We start from the raw sequence: 23,467 nt of genomic DNA on the forward strand, positions 1-23,467 counted from the left end.
GGGACGGAGGGCGGCGGGTTTCCTGTCTGTCTGGCTTGCTGTTTGCCTTGACCGGGTTGCCTTGATCGGGGCAGAACCGTGACTAGGCGCGAATTCATAACGGTCCGGGCGTGCCGGGGATGGTTTCCCGGGGCCTCGGACTGAAACAAAAGACCGCAGAAACGCTTTGACGCAGGGCTCGTCTCCACAGGTGCCACGAACACTCCCCAGAACGACCGCTCCCGGAAAGATCACTCCCGGAAGGACCGTCCTCAGAAAGACAGGCGCGGCATGACACTGGCTTGGATCGTCCTCCTGCCATTCCTGGGCGCCCTGCTGCCCGGCCTCCTGATTCGTGCCGGCCGTGACGCCTGTGCGCTGACGACCGGTGCCGTCACGCTGACGGCGCTGATCCTGCTGCTGGTCCAGGCCCCGGCCGTCTTCGCCGGCGAGGTGCTGCAGGTGCGCTGGGAATGGCTGCCGGCGCTCGGCCTGAACGTGACGTTCTTCCTCGACGGCCTCGGATTCTTCTTTGCCGGACTGATCCTCTTCATCGGGCTGCTGATCATCACCTACGCGCGGTACTACCTCGCCAAAGAAGATCCGATGGGGCAGTTCTATGCCTATCTGCTGCTCTTCCAGGGCGCGATGGTGGGCATCGTGCTTTCCGACAACGTCCTGCTGCTGCTGATCTTCTGGGAGCTGACGAGCCTCTCGTCCTTCCTGCTGATCGGCTATTGGAAGCATCTGCCGGAGGGCCGGCAGGGCGCACGCATGGCCCTGGCCGTCACCGGCATGGGCGGCCTGTCGATGATCGCCGGCATGCTGATCCTCGGCAGCATCGTCGGCTCCTACGATCTCACCGTCATTCTGCAGCACGGCGAGGAGATCAAGGCCTCGCCCCTGTACATCCCGGCCCTGCTGCTGATCCTTGGCGGCTGCTTCACCAAGTCGGCACAGTTCCCCTTCCACTTCTGGCTGCCCCACGCCATGGCGGCGCCGGCCCCGGTCAGCGCCTACCTGCACTCCGCCACCATGGTGAAGGCGGGCATCTTCCTGATGGCGCGCATGTGGCCGGTGCTGGCGGGCACCGATGCCTGGTTCTATATCGTCGCCACCACGGGCCTCGTCACCATGGTGGTCGGCGCCTGGATCGCGCTCTTCAAGGACGATCTCAAAGGCCTGCTGGCCCACTCGACCGTGAGCCACCTCGGGCTGGTGACCATGCTGTTCGGCTTCGGCACGCCCATGGCGGCCATCGCCGGCGTCTTTCACATTCTCAACCACGCCACCTTCAAGTGCGCGCTCTTCATGACCGCCGGGATCGTCGACCACGAAACCGGCACCCGCGATGCGAAGCGCCTGGGCGGTCTGGCGGCGCTGATGCCGATCACCGCCACGATTGCCACTCTCGCGGCCTTTTCCATGGCCGGGATTCCGCCGTTCAACGGCTTCATCTCCAAGGAGATGATGCTGCACGAGGCGGCCCTCACGCCCTGGGCCGGCAATCCCTGGATCCTGCCGGCGCTCGCGACCCTGGGCGCGGTCTTCTCGGTCGCCTACTCTTTCCGCTACGTCTTCCACGTCTTCTTCGGGCCGCAGCGCGACGACTACCCGCATCATCCCCACGACCCGCCGGCAGGGATGTATCTGCCGCCGGCCCTGCTGGTCGTCCTGGTCATCGTGATCGGTTTGCTCCCGGGGATCGTGGCCCAGCCCCTGGTGACCGTGGTCTCGGGCGCCGTCACCGGCGCGCCCCTGCCCGACTTCTATCTGGCGCTCTGGCACGGCTTCAACCTGGCCCTGGGCATGAGCGCGATTGCGGTCTTTGTCGGCATCTTCCTGCTGCTGCGCCATGCCGCCTTCAACCGGCTGCGCCTGGCCCTGCCGCGGCCGGAGGCAAAGACCATGTTCGATGCCACGGTGAACGGACTGGCCGCCTTCAGCAACCTGGTGATCGACGGGCTGCACAACGGCTCGCTGCGCCGCTACATGGCCTTCTTCATCGCGACCACCCTGGTGGTCGGTACCGCCGCCTTTGCCGGCGGCGAGCATCTGGCCGGCACGCGCGGTATGACCGAGGCCCCCTTCGTTCCGGTGCTCGGCTGGCTGCTGCTGATCGGCGCCTGCATCTCCATTGTCTTCTTCCACCGCAACCGCCTGCTGACCCTCGTCCTCGTCGGCGTGATCGGGCTCATCGTCTCGATCGCCTTCGTCTATCTCTCGGCCCCCGACCTTGCGCTGACGCAGATCTCCGTCGAAGTGGTCACCGTGATCCTGCTGCTGCTGGCCCTCAACTTCCTGCCCAAGGAGACACCGCGCGAAAGCTCGGTCTCACGGCGCGCCCGCGACGGTCTGCTGGCCGGCCTCAGCGGCCTTGGCATCGGGTCGCTGATCTTCATGGTGATGACCCGGGACTTCTCCTCGATCTCGGACTTCCATCTGGCCGAGTCCAAGCCGGGCGGCGGCGGCACCAATGTGGTGAACGTCATCCTCGTCGACTTCCGCGGCTTTGACACCTTCGGGGAGATCATCGTTCTCGGCATCGCGGCGCTGGCCATTTACGCGCTGATCGACGGCGCCCTCCACGGCCCCGCCGCCAAGCGGCTGAATTCCTGGATCCCGGACCAGGAGCGCGCCCAGGACCGCCATCCGCTGATGATGGTCGTCGCGACCCGGGTGATGCTGCCGCTCTCGCTGCTGGTCGGTATCTACATCTTCCTGCGCGGCCATAACGAGCCCGGCGGCGGGTTCATCGCGGGCCTGGTCGTCGCCATCGCCTTTCTCATGCAGTACATGGCCAGCGGCTTCGGCTGGGCCGAGCGGCGCATGAGGATCGACTATCACGCCATGATCGCCTGGGGCGTCCTCATTGCCGGGCTCACCGGTGTCGGCGCCTGGCTGGCCAGCCGTCCCTTCCTCACCAGTGACTTCACCTATGTGAAGCTGCCGATCCTGGAGGAGTTCGAACTGGCAACCGCCATGAGCTTCGACGTCGGCGTGTTCCTGACCGTCGTCGGCTCGGTGATGCTGGCACTGGCCAATCTCTCGCGCCTGGCGCGGCGCACTGAAGAGCCGGTCAGCGCCGAGCCGATGGATTTCAGCCCGGTACCGGATGACGAGGCCGGAAGCAGCGGTGACGCCAGCAAGGCCGGCGTGGCCGCGAAGGAGAGCGTCTAGATGGAGTTCCTGGTTGCCAGCGGCGTTGGCTCCGTGACCGCGGCAGGAGTCTACCTGGTGCTACGCGGGCGGACCTTCCCGGTCATCGTCGGGCTCGCCCTGCTGTCCTATGCCGTCAATCTCTTTCTCTTCGCCACCGGGCGGCTGGTCATCGACCAGCCACCGGTGATCACCGACGGCGTGACCAGCTACACCGATCCGCTGCCGCAGGCCCTGGTGCTGACCGCCATCGTGATCTCCTTCGGCATGACCGCCGTCGTCGTGGTGCTGGCGCTGCGAGCCTACCTCGAGGCCGGTTCCGATGCCGTCGATACCAATGTCGACGCGGAGCCCGAAGACGCCGGCGATGGACGCCCAGCCGGCGGCGGAGGGGCCTCCGCATGAATCACCTGATCATTCTGCCGGTCATACTGCCGGCCTTGCTGGCCCCCTTCATCGTTCTGGCGATGCGCCACGACCTGCTGCTGCAGCGGGTTTTCTCGATGGCCGGTGCGGTCGCGTTGCTGGGCATCGCGCTGATGCTGCTGGACGAGGCCGCCGGCGGGCCGCCGCAGGTCTACGAACTCGGCAACTGGCCGGCGCCCTTCGGCATCGTGCTGGTGCTCGACCGTCTCTCAGCCCTGATGGTGCTGCTCACCGGCATCCTGGCCGTGGTGGTGGCGGGCTATGCCATCAGCTCCGGCTGGGACACGCGGGGCCGCCACTTCCACGCGCTGCTCCAGTTCCAGCTGATGGGCATCACCGGCGCCTTCCTGACCGGTGATATCTTCAATCTCTTCGTTTTCTTCGAGGTGCTGCTGATCGCCTCCTACGGCCTGATGCTGCACGGCGGCGGCGCAGCGCGGACGCGCGCCGGCGTTCAGTACGTGGTCGTAAACCTCGCCGGATCTACCCTCTTCCTTATTGCCGTCGGCATCATCTACGGCGTTACCGGCACGCTCAACATGGCCGACCTGGCCGTCAAGGTGCAGCATATCGCCCCGGGTGACGAGGCACTGCTGCGCGCCGGCGGGCTGCTGCTGCTGGTGGTCTTTGCCGTCAAGGCCGCCCTGGTGCCGATCCATTTCTGGCTGCCCGGGACCTATGCCAATGCCCCAGCGCCCGTGGCCGCCCTCTTCGCCATCATGACCAAGGTCGGCGCTTATTCGATCCTGCGGGTGTTCACGCTGGTCTTCGGCGAGTCCGCGGGCGAAACCGCCTGGATCGCCGCCGACTGGTTGCTGCCCGCCGCCCTTGTGACGCTGGTGATCGGCACCGTCGGCGTGCTCGGCGCCAAAGCCTTGACGCGGCTGGTCTGCTTCTCCGTGGTCGCCTCCATGGGCACCCTGCTGACGGCGATCTCCATCTTCACGCCGGCCGCAACCGTGGCGGCCCTGTTCTATCTGATCCACTCGACCTTCGCGACCGCGGCCCTGTTCCTGCTCGCCGACCAGATCAGCATGCGCCGCGGCGGCGCCGGGGACCGCCTGATCACCGCGCCGCGCTTTGCCCAGACCGGCCTGCTGGCGGGTCTCTTCTTCCTGGCTGCGATCGCCATGGCCGGCATGCCGCCGATGACCGGCTTCCTTGGCAAGCTTCTGGTCCTGGACAGCGCCCGCGCGTCGGACTCCATGACAACCATCTGGGCCGTGATCCTCATCACCTCCCTGATCGCCATCGTCGGCTTTGCACGGGCCGGCAGCGTCGTGTTCTGGAAGAGCGCCTCGATCCCGGGTCCGGAGGAAGGCGAGACCACGCCACCGCTTCCCGCCCTGCCGATGGCTGCCGCAGGGGCCATGCTCGCCGCCATGGTTGCCGTGGCGATCTTTGCCGGCCCGGTCACGGGCTATCTCGAGGCGACGGCGGCGAGCCTCTACGAGCCTGCCGGCTACATTCGCGCGGTGCTCGGCCCCGACATGACAGCGGCGCGATGAGCGAGGAGACCAGCCGATGCTAGCCAAACTGCTCCCGCACCCGCTGCTGACGGTCACCCTGACCATCGTCTGGATGATGCTGCTGAACGCCTTTTCGATCGGCGGCCTGGTTCTGGGCGTGTTCCTCGGCGTGACCGTGCCCCTTCTCACACAGGCTTTCTGGCCGAGCCGCCCGCGCGTCCGCAACCCGCTGATGATCGCGGAGTACGGCCTGATCGTGCTCTGGGACATCGTGCTGGCCAACATCCAGGTCGCCTACATCGTCGTCTTCAAGCCGAACAACAAGCTGCGTCAGCACTTCATCGCCGTTCCGCTCGAGATCTACTCGCCGGAGGCCATCACCGTGCTGGCGGGTACCATCACCATGACGCCGGGAACCGTCTCTGCCGACCTTTCCGCCGACGGCCGCGTGCTGTTGGTCCACTGCCTGGATACCGGCGATCCGGAGGGAACGGTGACCCAGATCAAGACGCGCTACGAAGCACGACTGAAGGAGATTTTCGAATGATCACCTATGCGCTCTTCTTCGGCTTCGCCTGCTTTGCGCTTGGGCTGCTGCTCAATCTCTACCGTCTCGCCAAGGGACCCAGCGTTGCCGACCGTGTGCTGGCCCTGGACACCATGGTCATCAACGGCATCGCGCTGCTGGTGCTCTACGGCGTCGCGCAGGGCACCGCTGTCTACTTCGAGGCGGCCCTGCTCTTCGCCATGGTCGGCTTCATCACGACAGTCGCCTTCTGCAGGTTCATCCTGCGCGGCGACATCATCGAATAGCGGCAGGCTGTCATGGACTGGCTGGTTGAACTCCTGCTCTCAGCGGTGATTGTTTTCGGCGGCATCTTCGGTCTGGTCGGCTCCTACGGCCTGGCCAAGCTGCCCGATCTCATGAGCCGCCTGCACGGGCCGACCAAGGCCACCACCCTGGGCGTCGGCTCGGTCCTGATCGCCTCGATCATCTTCATGCTCTGGGATCAGAGCACGCTCACCGTCCACGAACTGCTGATCACGATTTTTCTCTTCCTCACCGCACCGATCACGGCAAACTTCATCGCCAAGTCGTTCCTGCACCGCCACGGCCAAAGCGAACTGAAGCTGCCGGAGACCGGGAGCGAGTGCGGCTGGGCCAGCTTCGACAAGCCGCCCAGCGCGGATGACGACGAGCCGAGCTCGCTGACCATTCCCCGGCGCCACGGCAAGTAGCGCCCCCCAAGGCAGACCGGGCACCGTCAGGGCACTGACGGCCAATACGGTAGATATCCCTACGGCCAGGGGGGACTTGCGCCTGACCGTGGCCTCTCTATTATCCCATGGCAACCGCTGCCGCAGAGCCGCGGGTTTGAACGATGCAAGCATACGCTTGGACCATGGGAGGAAAACCAAATGCATCTGGGCTATCCGTCTGAAAAGACGAAGAAAATCACGACGAGGCGCGCCTTCTCGGCGTTGCTTGCCGCGGGCACGGCTGTCGGGCTGCTCGCCTCCGGCGCGGCAAACGCCAAGGTTGAGGGCGACACCATCGTGCTCGGCTCGGCAATCTCGCTGACCGGCAAGTACGCCACCAACGGCGTCCACGCACAGAACGGCTATGAGATTGCCGTCAAGAAGATCAACGACAACGGCGGCGTCACCGTCGGCGGCAAGTCCTACAAGTTGAAAGTCGTCTATTACGACGATGAATCCACCCCGGCCCGCGGCGCGCAGCTCGCCGAACGCCTGATCAAGCAGGACGGTGTGCAGTTCATGCTGGGCCCGTACTCCTCCGGCCTCACCAAGGCGATCGCGCCGGTGACCGAGAAGTACAAGATCCCGATGGTGGAGGCCGAGGGTGCTTCGCGCTCGCTCTTTACCCAGGGCTACAAGTATCTCTTCGCCGTGCTCTCGACCTCCGAGCAGTATCTGGCCAGCGCCATCGATCTGGCCGCCGAGATGGCGGAAAAGGAGGGCCGCAAGCCCTCCGACATCAAGATCGCCATGGCTTTCGAGAACGATCCCTTCTCGCTTGACGTGCGTGCCGGCGTCATGGACGACGCCAAGAAGTACGATATGAAGATCGTCATCGACGACAAGCTGCCGCGCGACCTCTCGGACATGTCCGCGACCCTGACCAAGGCCAAGGCCCTGAAGCCGGACCTGCTCATCGTCTCCGGCCACTCCAAGGGCGCCGCCACGGCGGTGCGCCAGATCAACGAGATGAAGATCGACATCCCGATGATCGCCATGACCCACTGCGAGGCCGCCAAGGTCACCGACAAGTTCGGGGCCGGTGCCAACGACATCCTCTGCTCGACGCAGTGGGCCGAGACGCTGACCTACGAGGACCCGCTGTTCGGGACCGCCGCGGAGTTCCACGAAGAGTTCAAGCAGACCTTCGAGGGCTACACCACGGTGCCGTATCAGTCTGCCCAGGCGGCAGCAGCCGTGATGGTCTGGAAGGACGCCTTCGAGCGGGCCGACAGCTTCGAAATCGGCAAGGTCCGCGATGCCATTGCCGCCACCGAGATGAACACCTTCTACGGTCCCATCAAGTTCTCCGAGGCCGGCAACAACATCGCCAAGCCGATGGTGCTGCGCCAGATCCAGGAAGGACAGTACAACGTGGTGGCCCCCTCGAAGTGGGCTTCGCATCCGGTGAACTATCCGCGCGACGCGGGATTCTGAGGTGCCTTGGCGGGGACCGCGTCATGCGCGTCTCCTCACCCGGATCTGCCGCCGCCGGCCGAAAGGGCCGGCGGCGGTGCCGGCTGCGCCGCATCCCGCTTCAAGCCATCGCTCTGAGTTGATCTGCAATGTTCGATAACCTGTCCCTTCTGGGGCTGGCCCCTGTCTTCAACATCCAACTGTTGCTCGACGGGCTCTTCATCGGCGCCATCTTCGCCCTTGCGGCCTATGGACTGGCCCTGGTCTGGGGCGTGATGAACGTCAAGAACTTGGCCCAGGGCGACTTCGTCATCATGGGCGGCTACATCGCCTACAGCCTGGCAGAGCTTGGCATTCACCCGATCTTCGGGCTGCCGGTGGCCGTCGTCGTCATGTTCGCCTTCGGCTGGGCGGTCTACGTCCTGGTCATCCGCCGGGTCATCGACCGCGACCTCTTCACGTCGCTGCTGGCGACCTTTGGCATCGCCATTGTGGTGCAGCAGACCTTGAACCTCATCTACGGCCCTGAGGTGAAGATCGCCGAGTCCGGCTTCGCAATCCGCTCGGCGCTCGACAATCAACTGACCGTCGCTGACATCAAGCTGGTGTCCTTCGCGATGGCCGCGGCCCTGGCCATTGCGGTGGTCATCTTCATGAAGCGCAGCCGCATGGGCCAGGCGATCCGCGCCACGGCGCAGGACCCGCGCGCCGCCAAGATCATGGGCATCGACACTGACCGGGTCTATGCCTTCACCTTCTCGCTGAACGCCGCGATCTGCGGGGCTGCCGGGGTGCTGATCGCCATGATCTGGGTGATCCAGCCCTTCTACGGCATCACCCACTCCATCCGATCCTTCGTCATCGTGACGGCGGCGGGCTTCGGCAATCTGCCGGGCGTCATCATCGCCGGCCTCGGGCTCGGCGTCGCCGAGCAGTACAGCGGCTTCGTCATGGGTGCCGAGTTCCAGCAGGCCACGGTGGTCGGCCTGCTGGTCGCCGTTCTTGTCTGGCGGCAGATCCAGCAGAGCCGGATCAGGCAGGTGGTGCAATGACGGCGCAACAGAGACAGTTTCTTCTCTACGGACTGATCCTGCTCGGCGGCATCGCCGCGCCCTTCGTGTTCCCCAACTACACCTTCCAGATCGCCGTCCTCTGGGTGATGATTCTCTTCGCCCTGACCTGGGACATCATGGGCGGGCAGATGGGCTACAACTCGCTGGGCAACATCTTTTTCTTCGGTGCCGGCATGTACGCCTGCGCCGTCATTCAGATCGGCCTCTACTACAACGTCGGAGAATACACCTCGGCCTACGGCGCGGTGCGTGTCGATTTCACGCCAGGCCAGTACTACCTCGGCCTGGTGCTCGGCATCCTCGCCTCTGCGGTGATCTCCGCGGTCTTCGCGGTGATCTTCGGCTGGATCGTCTTCGGCCTGCGCGGGCCGTACTTCGCCATCGGCACGCTGGGCGTGGCCATTGCGGCGGGCGAACTGGTGGGGGCCTGGGACTGGCTGGGCGGCGGCAGCGGCATCTCCATGCCCACCTACCCCGGCGAGCCCGACGCTCGCGCCAACCTGTTCTACTTCCTCTGTTTCGGCAGCGCGGTCGCCACCTTTCTGTTCCTCCGGATCCTCTACGCCACCCGTTTCAAGCTGGCGATCAACGCCATCCGCGACGACGAGGCCAAGGCCGAGGCCATGGGGGTTCACACCCTGCGCTACAAGATCATCGCCTGGTCCATCGCCGCCTTCTTCCTGGGCATCTCCGGCGCCATCTACGGCAACATGAGCGGCTTCATCGAACCGCTTGAGGTCGCCTTTCCGACCGTCACCTTCGGCATCTTCATGGTGCTCATGGCCCTTCTGGGCGGCAAGGGCACGCTCTGGGGCCCGGTCCTGGGCGCCACCCTGTTCCACGTGATCAAGGAGGTCACCTGGACCCACCTGCTGGGCTGGCAGTGGGTTGCCCTCGGCCTTCTGATCATTATCAACGTGGTCTACTTCCAGCAGGGCCTGCTCGGCTGGGCGCAGGAAAAGTGGCCGGAAGCCTTCGGCATCCGCGTCGACGAGGACAGCAGCACCGCAAACCGCGAACAACGGAGTGCCGCAGAATGACCGACATGATCGAGGTCGCCGGCGTCTCCAAGGCCTTCGGCGGTGTCCAGGCCAACCGCGACGTGTCGCTGCGCGTCCCGCCCGGCAAGATCACCGGCCTGATCGGGCCCAACGGCTCCGGCAAGACAACGCTGTTCAACTCCATCGTCGGCTATCACCCCATCGACGAGGGCTCGATCCGCTTCGAGGGGCGCGAGATTTCCAGGCTCCGCGTGCCGCAGATCGCCCGGCTGGGCCTGCTGCGCACCTTCCAGCAGACGCGCATCTATTCCAAGATGGACTGCGTGCAAAACATGCTGATCTCGGTGCCCCACCGGGAGGCCGGCTGGCGCACGATGTTCACACCCTTCCAGCCGGAGCTCGTGGACAAGGCCGAGCAACTGCTGGAGTTCGTCGGCCTCTACGCCAAGCGGCGCCTGATCTCGGGCGACCTTTCTTTCGGGCAGCAGAAGCTGCTGGAGTTCGCCATGGCGCTGATGAACGAGCCCAAGGTGCTGCTGCTCGACGAACCGACCGCCGGCATCAACCCGACCCTGATCAACGGCCTGATCGACCGGCTGAAACGGGCCAACGAGGAATTCGGGATCACCCTCTTCGTCATCGAACACAACATGCGCGTCATCATGAACCTGGCGGAAAACATCTACTGTCTCGCCCACGGCGAACTCCTGGCGGAAGGCCCGCCGGGCGAGATCCAGAACGACCAGCGGGTCATCGACGCCTACCTGGGGGCCCACTGATGGCGCCTGAAAACAACCAATCTGAGAGCAACCAGGAAGACGCCAAGCGGATCCGCGGTTACGGCCTGGGCGGCGTCGAGACGGTCATCTCCGTCGAGGACGTGAATCGCCAGGCGGCAGCGCTGACTGAGTCCGGCATTCCCGAGGGGCGCATCGCCGCCCTCGCCACTGGTGAGCCCTATGTCAGCATCGACGGTCTGCGGGCCGGCTACGGCAAGATGGAAATCCTGCATGACTTCAATCTGCAGGTCGGCCGCGGCCAGTCGCTCTGCCTGATCGGGCCGAACGGGGCCGGAAAGTCCACCGTGCTGCATTCCATCTTCGGCTTCACCAACATCTTCGCCGGCTCCATCACGGTGGGCGGCCGCGATGTCACGAAGCTCTCCCCCAAGGACAAGCTGCGCACGGCGGGGGTCGCCTACATCCTGCAGGACAAGTCGGTCTTTCCGGCCATGACGGTGGAAGAGAACCTCTGGATGGGCGGCTACCTGATGGACAGCCCCGCCCAGGCGAGAAAGAAGGCGGAGCAGATCTTCGACAAGTATCCGCGCCTGGCCGAGCGGCGCGGGCACCAGGCCAAGGTGCTTTCGGGCGGCGAGCGCCGGCTGCTGGAGATTTCCCGCGCTCTGGTCATGGAGCCGGAGGTCCTGCTGGTGGACGAGCCCTCCATCGGGCTGGAGCCGCGCTTCATCGACATGGTCTTCGAGATCCTGAACGACCTGCAGAAGGGCGAAGGCAAGACCATCATCATGGTGGAGCAGAACGCCAAGAAGGGCCTGGAGTTTGCCGATATCGGCTATGTGCTGGTCTCCGGCGAGCTTGCCATGGCCGATGCCGGCGACCGCCTGTTGGAGGATCCCCAGGTCGGGCGCCTGTTCCTCGGCGGGTAACCCTCTTCCCTGCGTTTGACGCATGGCCGCTTGGCCGAAGGTAGGGCTTGAACCCGCGGGGTCGAGCGGCAATGCTCTGACGCTTATGCAGTGCTGTGTGGGCAATGGCGCGAGCCGCTCCGCCGCCGGCCTTTCGAAAAGGGTTCCTGAAGATCATGCAGATGACCGGCCAGTACCGTATCGAGGCGCCGCGCCAGGCGGTTTGGGAAGCGCTCAACGACGTCGAGGTTCTGCGCGCCTGTATTCCGGGCGTGGAAGAGATCGAGAAAACCTCGGACACCGAGTTTACGGCCAAGGTCAAAGCCAAGGTGGGGCCCGTCTCCGCGCGCTTTGCAGGGGCGGTCACGCTCAGCGACCTGGATCCGCCCAACGGCTACACGATTTCCGGCGAGGGCAAGGGCGGCGCAGCCGGCTTTGCCAAGGGGGGTGCCAAGGTGCGCCTGGAAGAAGACGGCGCCGGAACCCTGCTGAACTACGATGTCGAGGCCAAGGTCGGCGGCAAGCTGGCCCAGATCGGCTCCCGCCTCATCGACGGGACGGCCAAGAAGATGGCCGACGACTTCTTCTCCCGCTTTGCGGAGACCGTCGGGGCGCCACCGGCAGAGCCGGCAGCGGCCGAGGCGCCTGCTCCCGGGCCCGCCGCCGCGCCGTCACCGGCACCGGCTGCAGCCGCCGCCACAGCGGACCCGGATGCCGATGTCGGCGCCGGCGCTTCGCTCGGTGTCTGGGTGACCGGCCTGCTTGTCGTTGTCCTTATCCTGCTTGCGGTCTTTGCACTCTGAGTGAGGTTCGCGCCGTAATCATGGCGTCACAAAACAGCGTTTTCTGGTCGACCTAGACCAAAGTATCAGGCCCGGGACAGCCGCGCCCCTTGACCTGAAAATCCTACCGCAACACACTGATTCCCCGCAGAACATACGGCGGCCGCAGGGTACCGACTGGCAATCGGGCGGTTGCAGACAAGAATAACCGGACATTCCGTTCGGAGGTCAATGAAGGGAGATCCCCATGCCCACTGTTTCGATGACAGTCAATGGGCAGGCGGTGACGGGCGAGGTCGAAGGCCGCACACTGCTTGTTCAATTCTTGCGTGAACAGCTTTCGCTTACCGGGACACACGTCGGCTGCGACACCAGCCAGTGCGGCGCCTGCGTGGTCCACGTCGACGGCGAGTCCGTGAAAAGCTGCAGCATGCTGGCGCTGCAGGCCGACGGCGCCGAGGTGACGACCATCGAAGGGCTGGCGAGCAACGGCAGCCTGCACCCGATGCAGGAAGCCTTCCGCGAACACCATGGGTTGCAGTGCGGCTTCTGCACACCTGGAATGGTGATGTCGGCGGTCGATCTGCTGAAAAAGAACCCCAACCCGGACGAGGGCGAGATCCGCGAGTGGCTGGAAGGCAACATCTGCCGCTGCACCGGCTACCACAACATCGTCAAGGCGATCCAATCCGCCGCCGCAAGCATGAGGGGTTAGGGCCATGACAGACACCGGAATTGGCGCCAGCGTCAAGCGCAAGGAAGACTTCCGTTTCCTGACCGGCGAGGGCCGCTACACCGACGATATCAACCGGCCGGGCCAGCTTCACGCCTACTTCGTGCGTTCGCCCCACGCCCATGCCGCGGTCAAGAGCGTGAACAAGGCCGACGCCGAAGCCGCCGAGGGCGTTGTCGCCGTCTTCACGGGCGCCGACATGGCCGCCGACAACGTCGGTTCCCTGCCCTGCGGCTGGGTGGTCAACGACCGCCACGGCGAGCCGCACAAGGCACCGCCGCACTTCCCGCTGGTCCGGGACAAGGTGCGTTACGTAGGCGACCATGTGGCGGTCGTCATCGCCAAGACCTATGCCGCCGCCCGCCAGGCCGCAGAGCTGGTGGAGGTCGACTATGACGAGTTGCCGGCGGTTGCAGAGACCGGCAAGGCCCGCGACGGTTCCGCGGCGCTGCTGCACGAGGAGGCGCCGGGCAATCTCTGCTACGACTGGGTCCTGGGCGACGAGGCCGAGGCCGATGCCGCCTTCGCCAAGGCGCATCATGTCACCAGGGTCGATCTCGTGAACAACCGGCTGATCCCCAACGCCATGGAGCCGCGGGCGGCGATCGGCGAATACGACATGGGGACCGACAGCTACACGCTCTACTCCACCAGCCAGAACCCGCACCTGCTCAAGCTCATCCTCTGCGCCTTCGTGCTGGGACTGAACGAGAACAAGCTGCGGGTGATCGCGCCGGATGTCGGCGGCGGCTTCGGCTCCAAGATCTTCTGCTACGCTGAAGAGACGGTCTGCACCTGGGCCGCCAAAAAGGTAAAGGCGCCGGTGAAGTGGACGGCGGAGCGCACCGAGAGCTTCACCTCCGATGCCCACGGGCGCGACCACATCACCCACGCCGAACTGGCGATGGACGAAAACGGCAAGTTCCTGGGCATGAAGGTGGACACCACGGCGAACATGGGCGCCTATCTGTCCAGCTTCTCGACCTCGGTGCCGACCTACCTCTACGCGACGCTGCTGGCCGGCCAGTACACCACGCCGGTCATCTTTGCCAACGTGAAGGCGGTCTTCACCAACACCGCGCCTGTCGACGCCTACCGCGGCGCCGGGCGGCCCGAGGCCACCTACGTCGTCGAGCGGCTGGTCGAGGTCGCGGCGCGGGAAATGGGGCTCGACCCCGCCGAGATCCGGCGCCGGAACTTCATCCAGCCGGACCAGTTCCCCTACCAGACCCCGGTGGCGCTGCAGTACGACATCGGCGACTACGGCGCCTCCCTCGACAAGGCGCTGGAGATGATCGACTACGACGGCTTCGCGGGCCGCCGTTCGGCCTCCGAGGCCAAGGGCATGCTCCGGGGCATCGGCTTCTCCGCCTATATCGAGGCCTGCGGCATCGCCCCTTCCGCGGTGGTGGGCTCCCTCGGCGCCGGCGTCGGCCTCTGGGAATCCGCCCAGGTCCGCTTCAACGCGACAGGCTCGGTCTCGGTCTTCACCGGGGCCCACAGCCACGGCCAGGGCCATGAAACCACCTTCTCGCAGTTGGTGTCCGATACCCTCGGTGTGCCTATCGAGAACGTGGAGATCGTGCACGGCGATACCGGATCGATCCCCATGGGCATGGGCACCTACGGCTCGCGATCCCTGGCGGTCGGCGGCTCGGCGATCTCGCGCGCCTGCGACAAGATCATCGAGAAGTCGCGCAAGATCGCAGCGCATCTGATGGAAGCTTCGGTGGACGACGTCGAGTTCGAGAACGGTACCTTCCGGGTCGCCGGGACCGACAAGGAGAAGTCCATCGCCGAGGTCGCCTTCACCGCCTATGTGCCGCACAACTATCCGGAGGGCGTGGAGCCCGGCCTCGACGAGACCGCCTTCTACGACCCTCTGAACTTCACCTATCCCTCGGGCGTGCACATCTGCGAGGTGGAGATCGACCCCTCCACCGGGGTGACGGAAATCGTCGACTGGGTCGCTGTCGACGACTTCGGCAAAATAATCAATCCGATGGTGGTCGAAGGCCAGGTTCACGGGGGCATTGCCCAGGGCGTGGGCCAGGCGCTGCTCGAGAACTGCGTCTACGACGGCGACAGCGGGCAGCTCCTGACCGGGTCCTACATGGACTACTGCATGCCGCGGGCCGACGACCTGCCGTCTTTCCGCGTCGGCATGACGGAGACGCCCTGCACCCACAATCCCTTGGGTGTGAAAGGCTGCGGCGAAGCCGGCGCGATTGCCGCCCCGGCCGCCACCATCAACGCCATTACCAATGCGCTCGGCATCCTTTCCATGGATATGCCCGCCAGCCCCGAGAAGGTCTGGCGCCTGGCCAACCAGCAGAAGATGGCCGCCGAGTAAGGGGAGACGACAACGATGTACGATTTCAACCATCACCGCCCCGGCTCGGTCGCCGAAGCCGCAAGCGCCCTGGCCGGCGCTTCGGACGGCAAACTTCTCGCCGGCGGCATGACCCTGATCGCAACGCTGAAGCAGCGCCTCGCCAGCCCTTCCGACCTGATTGACCTCGGCGCCATTGCCGAACTGAAGGGAATCAAGGAAGACGGCGGGGCTCTGGTCATCGGCGCGATGACGACCCACGCCACCGTGGCCAATGACGCGACGGTGAAAGCCAAGATCCCGGCGCTGGCTGCGCTGGCCGAGGGGATCGGCGACGCCCAGGTCCGCAACTGCGGCACCATCGGCGGGTCTATCGCCAACAACGATCCGGCTGCCGACTATCCGGCGGCCGTGGTCGGGCTCGGCGCCACGGTCCACACCGACAAGCGGCAGATCGCGGCAGACGACTTCTTCACGGGAATGTTCGAAACCGCCCTGGACGAGGGCGAGATCATCACCGCGGTCTCCTTCCCGATCCCGGAAAAGGCCGGCTATGCCAAGTTCGCCAACCCGGCTTCCCGCTATGCCATTGTCGGCGTCATGGCCGCCAGCGGCCCGGCGGGCACCCGTGTCGCGGTCACCGGCGCCGGGCCGTCCGTGTTCCGGATCGGCGATGCCGAAGCGGCGCTCGGCAGCGGCTTTTCCGCTGATGCGGTTTCGGGTGTCACCGTGGGCGCGGACGGCCTGAACGCCGACATGCATGCCTCGGCTGACTATCGCGCCCATCTGGTCAGTGTGATGCTGCGGCGGGCGGTCGAATCCGCCAGCTGAACGCCAGCTTGACGTCTGTGCAAGGCCGGGCCCGCTGGGCCCGGCCTTCGCTTTTCCGAGTTTGCGGCGGCGCCGGCCCGCGGTAGCTTTCGCCCATGGCCGACCCGCAACGCGAAGCAACCTCCAAGACAAAGCGACCCTGGCCTCGCCGGCCGGCCCTCGGCCTCACGGTGCTCATCGCTGCCGTCGTCCTGGTAGTGCTGGGGCTGCGCAATGAGATCGCGGGCGGACTCCTGCACAGTGTCTTGGAGGACCGCGGCATCGCGGTGGCAGCGCTGGAGGTCGAGCAGCTTTCCCTCAACCGGGCGGTGCTCGGCCCCCTGGCTCTGGGCGATGCCGAGGAACTGACGGCTGAGCGGATCATCCTGGATCTGGATGTCAGCCTGACGGGCGCGGAAGTCACCGCGGTGACCGTCGAAGGCCCGGGCCTCTCGATCGATCTCACCGGCCAGGGTCCCCTCTTCGGCAGCCTTCAGGCTGCTATCGATACGCTCCGCGCTCAGGACACGGGGCCGCGCGCGGAACCCACCACACCAGCCGTCCCGCCGGTCACCCTGAGCGGCGGCCGGGTTGTAGCGATAACCCCGCAGGGCGCTATGGAAGTCTGGCTTGACGGCGGCCTCGAACGGCAGGCGGACGGCACCCTGGCAGCCACGCTGGCAGCGCGGGCGGACAGCCCCCTGGGCCGGCTTGCCGCCAGTCTGCAAGGGCGGCTCGGCAGCACGGGAGACTTTGCCGCAAGGGCGCAGATCGACGAGGGCGAGTTCCGCTGGCAGGACTTCGGGATCGGACAGGTCGCCGGCACACTGGCCGTCGCCCGGCCCGCAGGCGGCACGCCGAGACTGAACAGCAACCTCGCTTTCGAGGATCTTGTCTACCGCCGAGAGGGCGCGCCACCGCTGACCTTCATGCAGGGGCGCCTGGAAGCGCGCGGCGATCTGAGCGGTCTGACCTTAAGCGCCCGGCTTGACGGCGAAGGCGAAACCATCGTCGTGGACCTGGATGGCGGCCTGGAAGCCGCCGACCTGTCCGGAGGCGCTGCAACCCGCGAACTCGCCGTCTCTCTCGCCGCCGAGGTCGGCACGCAGGGCGCCCTGGCCGGCCTGCTGGAGCTGCCGGAACCTGCCCCTGAACAGGGCCAGCTCACCTTCATCGCCGATCTGCGCGCGGATGTGCCGGGATCAGCCCTGCAGCCGCGAGGTCGCAGCAACTCCTGGCCGGATGCGACCGGGGACGCGCTCGCAGCGCTGATGGAGAGCGGCAACGCCCTGCTGCATGGCGATCTCATTCTGGCCGATGTCGCGCTGTCGGATGGCAGCGGCGGGATCTCGGCCCACATTCCGCTGATCGCCGATCTGCAGGGCGGCAGGGTGAGCCTGCGCCTGACCGACGACATGGAACTGCGGATCGAAAGCATTGCCGAACGGACCCTGGCAAGTCTCGGGGTCCTGCGGGAGCATCGGCCGGTTCTGCAATCCGGGTTCTCGCTTTCCGTTTCGGCGTCGCAGCCCAGGCCCGCCGCGGCCACCATGACGGCCGCCTGGCCGCCCGAGGATGCGCAGGTCACGCTCCCGCTCAGTTTCAGCAGTGAGCAGGGTGTCAGTGCTGAGGCCGTCGCGTTGGGCCGGGCCACACTGGCGCGCAACGGTCTCCTGAAGCGCTTCAGCGGAACCCTGTCGACGGCGCTCACAGCCGAGCGCTTTGCCGTTGCCGCAGGCGAGGCCCGCGGGCTGGACGTTGCCCTGCCGCTGCGTGTCGACTTCCGGCCCGGCAGGCTCGAAGCCAGCCTGGACGGCAGCGGCAGCATCGCGGTGCAGCAGATCGCCGGCCCGCTGCCTCTGCGCTTCAAGGAGCAGACGGCTTTGACGATCACCCAGGCCCGTGTCCGCTGGAGCGAAGAGGACGCCGCCTACAGTTACCGCCTGCAGGCCCGCGACCCCTCGGCAGTCCTGGACCTCATCACGGCCGACGAGCGTCTGGAGGTTGGTCTGGAGGACGCCGCCTTTACCCTCGACGGGCGCTTCGCGGTGGATCGAGGCCACGCTGCCACCGCGGCAGCCAAATTCGGCCGGATCGCCATCCCGGCCTACGGCGTGACGGCTGCAGAGATGACAGCCGAAAGCGACCTGGACCAGGACCTGCTGCCCGCGCTGGGCCGCTTCTCGATTGCCAGCCTGACGGCGGATCTGACGACCCTTCCCCTGGAAGCCGTCGCTGTGGACGGTGAGCTGCGGCGTGCAGGCGCCGGCTTCGACCTGACAGCGACGATCGGCCTGGCCGACGGACCGGCGCTTGCCAAGCTGACGGGGCGCTACGACGATGCGGGCACCGGCACCGCGCGTGTCATCTTTGACGGTTTGCAGTTTTCACCGGACGGATTGCAGCCGTCGGACATCTCACCGGCCCTTGCGGACCTGGAAGAAGTGGAAGGCCGTCTCACCGGCGATGCGACGCTGCACTGGCCGATGGACGGCGCTCCCTCCGCAGGGAAAGTCAGAACCGCGGGTCTGTCGTTCCGAACCCAGGGCGTCGGCATCAAGGGGCTGGCCCTGGATCTCGAACTCGACAGTCTCATGCCGATCGCGAGCAAGTCGGACCAACGTCTGCGCATCGGGGAGATCGATGCCGGCGCCCCGATCACGGAGATCGACCTCAGCTTTGGCCTGGACCAACAACCGGACCCGGGCGTCGATCTTTCGGCCGGCAGCTTCCGCCTGGGCGGCGCGGCCTGGCGGATCGAGCCGACACGGCTGGACCCGGCTGCAGTGGAAAACACCATCGCGCTGGCCACCGAGACCCTGGATCTTGCGACCTTCTTCGCGCTCATCGAGGTCGAGGGCCTTTCCGGCAGCGGCATTCTGGTTGGCCGTATCCCGATCCGCGTCGGTGAAGCGGGCGTGGTGATCGACAACGGCAAGCTGGAGGCGCAAGCACCGGGCCGGCTCTCCATTCGCTCCCAGGCACTTATCTCGGCCCTCTCCGGCGGCGGCGAGACGGTGGAACTGGCGATCCGGGCGCTGGAGGACTTTCGCTATGACCGGCTCTCCGTGACGGTGAACAAGACGCTGGCCAACGATGCCCAGGTCCTGCTGTCTATCCTGGGCCAGAACCCCGCCGTCCTGGACGGCCAGCCCTTTCAGTTCAACATCAACCTGGAGAGCAATCTGACCAGCGTCCTCGAGGCCGTCCGCCAGGGCTTCTCCCTGTCCGACGACGCGCTGCGCCGGGCCTGGCGCCTGCGGCAGTAGACCGCCTCCAACTGAAAATACCGGCGGGGATAAACCGCGGCCCGCTGCCGTATGACCCCTTGCACCATAGGGTCGTTGGATAAGAATCCGGCAGACTGCTATGCTGTCAAAGGTTGAGACATCAGGCGCGATTCGTAAGGGGAGAACAGGCTTTGACGAGAGTTTCCGGCCGCACCTTGGCCTATGCAGTGGTTTGGCCCTGCCTGTTTCTCGCCGCCTGTACACCGAAAGTACAGGTGGAGGCCCCCAAGGAGCCCATTACTATTAACCTGAACGTCAAGCTCGATGCGGAGGTGCGGGTAAAGCTCGAGGAACAGGCCGACAGGGACATTCAGAGCAATCCGGATATCTTCTGACCGGCAAGCCCCAGACCACAAGCCCCAGACCAACTGACCGGCAAGCCCCGCCCCGACGAGCCGCCCGGCAGGCGGCGCTCCAAAACTCTTTGAGGACCACGGTATGACAAGGTTCCGGATCTCCCTTTTCGCAGCGTTGGCGGCAGCGGCCCTGCTGCTGGCCGCACCGGGCGGACCTGCGGCGGCGCAGTCGCTGGACGATCTGCGGGCAGCGGGACAAGTCGGCGAGAGCTACACGGGATTGGCGGTGGCCCGCGATCCCAACGTGGCCGATTTTGTCGAAGAGGTGAATGCCAAGCGCCGGGCAATCTACGCCGAGCAGGCCCAGAAGACCGGGGCGACGGTCGCGGATGTCGGCGCCGTCTATGCACGGGAGATCGTCGAGCAGCTGCCGGCGGGGACTTGGGTTTTGACAGACCAGGGAGAGTGGGTACAACAGTAGCCGGCATCTTCATCGGGTGCCCGCGGTCACCCCCCCCTTCACTCACGAAGCGAGATCTTGAACCATGGGCGAGCCGAGCCCCCTTCCCGTCTCCGTGCCCGTCTCCGTGGACGAGACGCTGGACCTTCTGGCGCAAGGCAACTACGTCGGCGAACGCAGCCTGGCAACGGTTCTCTTTCTCTCACTGAAGCTGGGTCGCCCGCTGTTCCTGGAAGGCGAGGCCGGCGTCGGCAAGACCGAGATCGCCAAGGTCCTGGCCCAGACCCTGGGGCGCCGGCTGGTGCGCCTGCAATGCTACGAGGGGCTCGATGTTTCCGCCGCGGTTTACGAATGGAACTATCCGCGCCAGATGGTCGAGATCCGCGTTGCCGAGGCCGCCGGCGCCGGCGATAGGGCCAGCCTCACCAGCGATATCTTCGACGAGCGCTTCCTGATCGAACGCCCCCTGCTTCAGGCGCTGCGGCCGGACGACCGCGGTGCGCCGGTGCTGCTGATTGACGAGCTCGACCGCACAGACGAGCCCTTCGAGGCCTTCCTTTTGGAGGTTCTCTCCGACTACCAGATCACCATTCCGGAACTGGGAACAATCGCCGCAGCAACGCCACCCATCGTGATCGTGACCTCCAACAGGACACGCGAAATCCACGATGCACTGAAACGGCGCTGCTTCTATCACTGGGTGGACTACCCCAACGCCGAGCGCGAGCTGGAGATCCTGCGGGTCAAGGCGCCGCAGGCACCGGCGAAGCTGTCCGCGGAGGTCGTCTCCTTCGTGCAGGCGCTGCGCAAAGAAGACCTCTTCAAGCTGCCCGGCATCGCCGAGACTTTGGATTGGGCCGAGGCCCTCACCCAGCTCGACAAAGTCGCCCTCGACCCGCAGGCGATCGACGACACCCTGGGCGTCCTGTTGAAGTATCAGGACGACATCGCGAAGATCCAGGGCAGCGAGGCCGCACGCCTGCTGACGGAAGTGAAGTCGGAGTTGACGGGCGCCGTCATCGCCTGATTCCGGCAGCAGAGCTGCAGAACGCAGACCTGCCCATCCCGCATGCGTCCCATCTTTGTCCCAGAGATTGCAGAGCGCTCAGGAATCTAACCCTGGCGTTTATTAGCGTTTCATGTAAACGTAACACTGTAGATCTGCTTATAAACGAAGGCGGCGCGCTGGCCGCGCGACCCGCCGAAACTGGGGTGGGGGAACCATGGCAGATACCTTGCTCGTCGGGATCGACGGCAGCGACGGGGGGGCACGCGCCGCAAACTTTGCCGCACAGCGCGCCCACGACAGCCAGGCCCGGCTGGTGGTGGCCTACGTCATCGAGTGGTCACCTTACACCTTCAACACACCGCAAGAGAACGAGGTGCGCCACAAGCGCCGCGAAGAGGAAATCGAGCGCGCGGAGAAAGAGGTCATCGCGCCGGCCCTCGCGGCGCTGAAGACCCATGGTGTCGAGGCCAAGGGCGTCGTCCGCCACGGCCACGCGGCGGAGGTCCTGAGCAGCCTGGCGGGCGAGGAGAAGGCCAGCCAGATCTTCATCGGACGGCGCGGCCTGAGCAAGCTGCAAGCGCTCTTGTTCGGCAGCACCGCAGGAAGCCTGGTGCAGATTTCGCCGGTCCCGGTCACCGTCATTCCATGACGAGACGCTGACCGGATGCCAAGGGTCCGGCCCTTCGGAAAAAGCAGTCGTTCCGCAAAACCACAAAACGGCAACGGCGCGCTGCAGGGGGACCGCAGCACAACGAGATAAAGCGAGGCTTCTATGAAAACGTCGTTCCTGGCCTTCTGCGCCACGCTGTTCTGGGCAACCGCAAGCCTGGCCCAGGACGCCCCCATGAATCTGGACGAGCGGATCAACCAGACCATCTCTCCCGTCACCAATGCGATCGCCGGAGTGATCTTCTATTCGATCCCACTTTCCGACGACGTCAGCCTGCCGATTATCGTGGTCTGGCTGGTGGTGGCGGCTCTCTTCGCGACGGTGTACTTCAACTTCATCTCGGTGCGCGCCTTCAATCACGCCATCGCCCTGGTGCGCGGCGACTATGCCGATCCCAAGGACGCCGGCGAGGTGTCGCACTTCCAGGCCCTGGCGACGGCGCTGTCGGGTACGGTCGGCCTCGGCAACATCGCCGGCGTCGCGATCGCCGTTTCGATCGGCGGTCCGGGAGCCACCTTCTGGATGATCCTCGCCGGTTTTCTCGGCATGTCGCTGAAGTTCGCGGAGTGCACACTGGGCGTGAAATACCGCAACGAGTACCCGGACGGCACGGTCTCCGGCGGACCGATGTACTACCTCAGCAAGGGCCTTGGCGAAAAAGGCATGGGCGGACTCGGTAAGGTGCTGGCGGTCTTCTTCGCTATCTGCTGTATCGCCGGGTCGCTGGGCGGCGGCAACATGTTCCAGGCCAACCAGTCGTTCCAGCAGTTCGTCAATGTCACCGGCGGCGAGGCGAGTTTCATGGCCGACAAGGGCTGGCTCTTCGGCCTCATCATCGCGGCGCTCGTCGGCGTGGTCATCATCGGCGGCATCCAGTCCATCGCCAAGGTGACGGAGAAGGTGGTGCCCTTCATGGCCGTCATCTACTGCACGGCCGCGGTCATCATCATCGTCATGAACATCGACAAGGTACCCGCCGCCTTCGGCGCCATCATCACCGGCGCCTTCAACCCCGAAGGCGTGGCCGGCGGTGCTATCGGCGCGCTGATCCAGGGCTTCCGCCGCGCCGCCTTTTCCAACGAGGCGGGCATCGGTTCGGCCTCCATCGCCCACTCGGCGGTGCGCACCAAGGAACCAGTGACCGAGGGCTTGGTCGCCTTGCACGAACCCTTCATCGACACCGTCGTGATCTGCACCATGACGGCATTGGTGATTGTCATCACCGGCACTTACACGGCCGGCGGCGGCATGAGCGGCGTCGAGCTGACCTCGCTGGCTTTTGAGAGCGCCTTTTCCTGGTTCCCCTATGTGCTGGCGCTGGCGGTGATCCTCTTCGCCTTCTCGACCATGCTGTCGTGGTCCTACTACGGCGTGAAATGCTGGACCTATCTGTTCGGCGAAAGCCGCTCGATGGATCTGCTCTTCAAGGTGATCTTCTGCATCTTCGTCGTCATCGGCGCCTCCATGAACCTGGGCCCTGTGATCGACTTCTCCGATTCCGCGATCTTCGCCATGTCGATCGCCAACATCATCGGGCTCTACATTCTCTTCCCGGTGGTGAAAGAAGAGCTTTCCTCCTACTGGTCGCGCCTGAAGTCCGGCGAAATCAGGAAGTACGTTCCGGGCGAAGCCGGCACCGGTACCTGACCGACCG

At 65.4% G+C, this 23,467-nt stretch carries 21 protein-coding genes; all 21 read left to right on the plus strand.

Going from position 1 to position 23,467, the window contains the following annotated elements; genetic code table 11:
• Nucleotides 1-270 precede the first annotated feature (270 nt).
• The 21 genes from Q0982_RS04395 to Q0982_RS04495 all read left to right on the plus strand — a co-directional run bounded on the left by Q0982_RS04395 (nucleotide 271) and on the right by Q0982_RS04495 (nucleotide 23,460).
• Nucleotides 271-3,159 carry a monovalent cation/H+ antiporter subunit A gene (locus tag Q0982_RS04395; protein ID WP_299392145.1) on the plus strand — a complete coding sequence of 963 codons (2,889 nt, stop codon included), beginning with the start codon at nucleotides 271-273 and terminating at the stop codon, nucleotides 3,157-3,159.
• Nucleotides 3,160-3,543 carry a Na+/H+ antiporter subunit C gene (locus Q0982_RS04400; protein WP_299392149.1) on the plus strand — a complete coding sequence of 128 codons (384 nt, stop codon included), beginning with the start codon at nucleotides 3,160-3,162 and terminating at the stop codon, nucleotides 3,541-3,543.
• Nucleotides 3,540-5,072, plus strand: coding sequence for a monovalent cation/H+ antiporter subunit D (locus Q0982_RS04405; protein ID WP_299392152.1), 1,533 nt, complete (start codon nucleotides 3,540-3,542; stop codon nucleotides 5,070-5,072). Before Q0982_RS04400 ends, Q0982_RS04405 begins: the two co-directional genes overlap by 4 nt.
• A gap of 16 nt (nucleotides 5,073-5,088) precedes the next feature.
• Nucleotides 5,089-5,580, plus strand: coding sequence for a Na+/H+ antiporter subunit E (locus Q0982_RS04410; protein ID WP_299392153.1), 492 nt, complete (start codon nucleotides 5,089-5,091; stop codon nucleotides 5,578-5,580).
• On the plus strand, nucleotides 5,577-5,846 hold the full coding sequence (locus Q0982_RS04415; protein ID WP_299392156.1) for a K+/H+ antiporter subunit F: 270 nt from the start codon (nucleotides 5,577-5,579) through the stop codon (nucleotides 5,844-5,846). The genes Q0982_RS04410 and Q0982_RS04415 overlap by 4 nt, the downstream gene beginning before the upstream one ends.
• A 12-nt stretch (nucleotides 5,847-5,858) precedes the next feature.
• Nucleotides 5,859-6,272, plus strand: a complete 414-nt coding sequence (locus tag Q0982_RS04420) for a Na+/H+ antiporter subunit G (protein WP_299392159.1) — start codon at nucleotides 5,859-5,861, stop codon at nucleotides 6,270-6,272.
• A 180-nt stretch (nucleotides 6,273-6,452) separates the two neighbouring features.
• Nucleotides 6,453-7,730 carry an amino acid ABC transporter substrate-binding protein gene (locus Q0982_RS04425; RefSeq protein WP_299392161.1) on the plus strand — a complete coding sequence of 426 codons (1,278 nt, stop codon included), beginning with the start codon at nucleotides 6,453-6,455 and terminating at the stop codon, nucleotides 7,728-7,730.
• 128 nt (nucleotides 7,731-7,858) lie between these two features.
• Entirely contained in the window at nucleotides 7,859-8,761 is a 903-nt protein-coding gene (locus tag Q0982_RS04430) for a branched-chain amino acid ABC transporter permease (RefSeq protein WP_299392164.1), read from the plus strand.
• Entirely contained in the window at nucleotides 8,758-9,822 is a 1,065-nt protein-coding gene (locus Q0982_RS04435) for a branched-chain amino acid ABC transporter permease (protein ID WP_299392166.1), read from the plus strand. Before Q0982_RS04430 ends, Q0982_RS04435 begins: the two co-directional genes overlap by 4 nt.
• On the plus strand, nucleotides 9,819-10,562 hold the full coding sequence (locus Q0982_RS04440; RefSeq protein WP_299392169.1) for an ABC transporter ATP-binding protein: 744 nt from the start codon (nucleotides 9,819-9,821) through the stop codon (nucleotides 10,560-10,562). The genes Q0982_RS04435 and Q0982_RS04440 overlap by 4 nt, the downstream gene beginning before the upstream one ends.
• Nucleotides 10,562-11,452: an ABC transporter ATP-binding protein gene (locus Q0982_RS04445; protein ID WP_299392171.1), complete on the plus strand. Its 891-nt coding sequence runs from the start codon at nucleotides 10,562-10,564 to the stop codon at nucleotides 11,450-11,452. Before Q0982_RS04440 ends, Q0982_RS04445 begins: the two co-directional genes overlap by 1 nt.
• 155 nt (nucleotides 11,453-11,607) lie before the next feature.
• The gene (locus tag Q0982_RS04450) at nucleotides 11,608-12,234 is read left to right on the plus strand and encodes a carbon monoxide dehydrogenase subunit G (protein ID WP_299392174.1); all 627 of its coding nucleotides are present in this window, start codon (nucleotides 11,608-11,610) and stop codon (nucleotides 12,232-12,234) included.
• A gap of 226 nt (nucleotides 12,235-12,460) precedes the next feature.
• On the plus strand, nucleotides 12,461-12,928 hold the full coding sequence (locus Q0982_RS04455; protein WP_299392177.1) for a (2Fe-2S)-binding protein: 468 nt from the start codon (nucleotides 12,461-12,463) through the stop codon (nucleotides 12,926-12,928).
• Nucleotides 12,929-12,932: 4 nt separating this feature from the next.
• The gene (locus tag Q0982_RS04460) at nucleotides 12,933-15,299 is read left to right on the plus strand and encodes a xanthine dehydrogenase family protein molybdopterin-binding subunit (protein WP_299392179.1); all 2,367 of its coding nucleotides are present in this window, start codon (nucleotides 12,933-12,935) and stop codon (nucleotides 15,297-15,299) included.
• 15 nt (nucleotides 15,300-15,314) lie between these two features.
• Complete coding sequence (locus Q0982_RS04465; RefSeq protein WP_299392181.1) at nucleotides 15,315-16,109, plus strand: xanthine dehydrogenase family protein subunit M; 795 nt, start codon at nucleotides 15,315-15,317, stop codon at nucleotides 16,107-16,109.
• Between the two features lie 95 nt (nucleotides 16,110-16,204).
• Nucleotides 16,205-19,357 (plus strand): YdbH domain-containing protein, encoded by a 3,153-nt coding sequence (locus Q0982_RS04470; protein WP_299392183.1) that lies wholly within the window; start codon nucleotides 16,205-16,207, stop codon nucleotides 19,355-19,357.
• Nucleotides 19,358-19,509: 152 nt separating this feature from the next.
• Complete coding sequence (locus Q0982_RS04475) at nucleotides 19,510-19,713, plus strand: YnbE family lipoprotein (RefSeq protein ID WP_299392185.1); 204 nt, start codon at nucleotides 19,510-19,512, stop codon at nucleotides 19,711-19,713.
• Between the two features lie 103 nt (nucleotides 19,714-19,816).
• Nucleotides 19,817-20,155 (plus strand): DUF1318 domain-containing protein, encoded by a 339-nt coding sequence (locus Q0982_RS04480; RefSeq protein WP_299392187.1) that lies wholly within the window; start codon nucleotides 19,817-19,819, stop codon nucleotides 20,153-20,155.
• Nucleotides 20,156-20,219: 64 nt separating this feature from the next.
• A complete protein-coding gene (locus Q0982_RS04485) occupies nucleotides 20,220-21,161 on the plus strand; it encodes a MoxR family ATPase (protein ID WP_299392189.1) in 942 nt (313 codons plus the stop codon).
• Between the two features lie 196 nt (nucleotides 21,162-21,357).
• Nucleotides 21,358-21,792: a universal stress protein gene (locus Q0982_RS04490; RefSeq protein ID WP_299392190.1), complete on the plus strand. Its 435-nt coding sequence runs from the start codon at nucleotides 21,358-21,360 to the stop codon at nucleotides 21,790-21,792.
• Nucleotides 21,793-21,915: 123 nt separating this feature from the next.
• The gene (locus Q0982_RS04495; protein WP_299392193.1) at nucleotides 21,916-23,460 is read left to right on the plus strand and encodes a sodium:alanine symporter family protein; all 1,545 of its coding nucleotides are present in this window, start codon (nucleotides 21,916-21,918) and stop codon (nucleotides 23,458-23,460) included.
• Nucleotides 23,461-23,467 lie beyond the last annotated feature (7 nt).

This window comes from Pelagibius sp., from assembly GCF_028281305.1.
Lineage (GTDB): Bacteria > Pseudomonadota > Alphaproteobacteria > Kiloniellales > Kiloniellaceae > Pelagibius.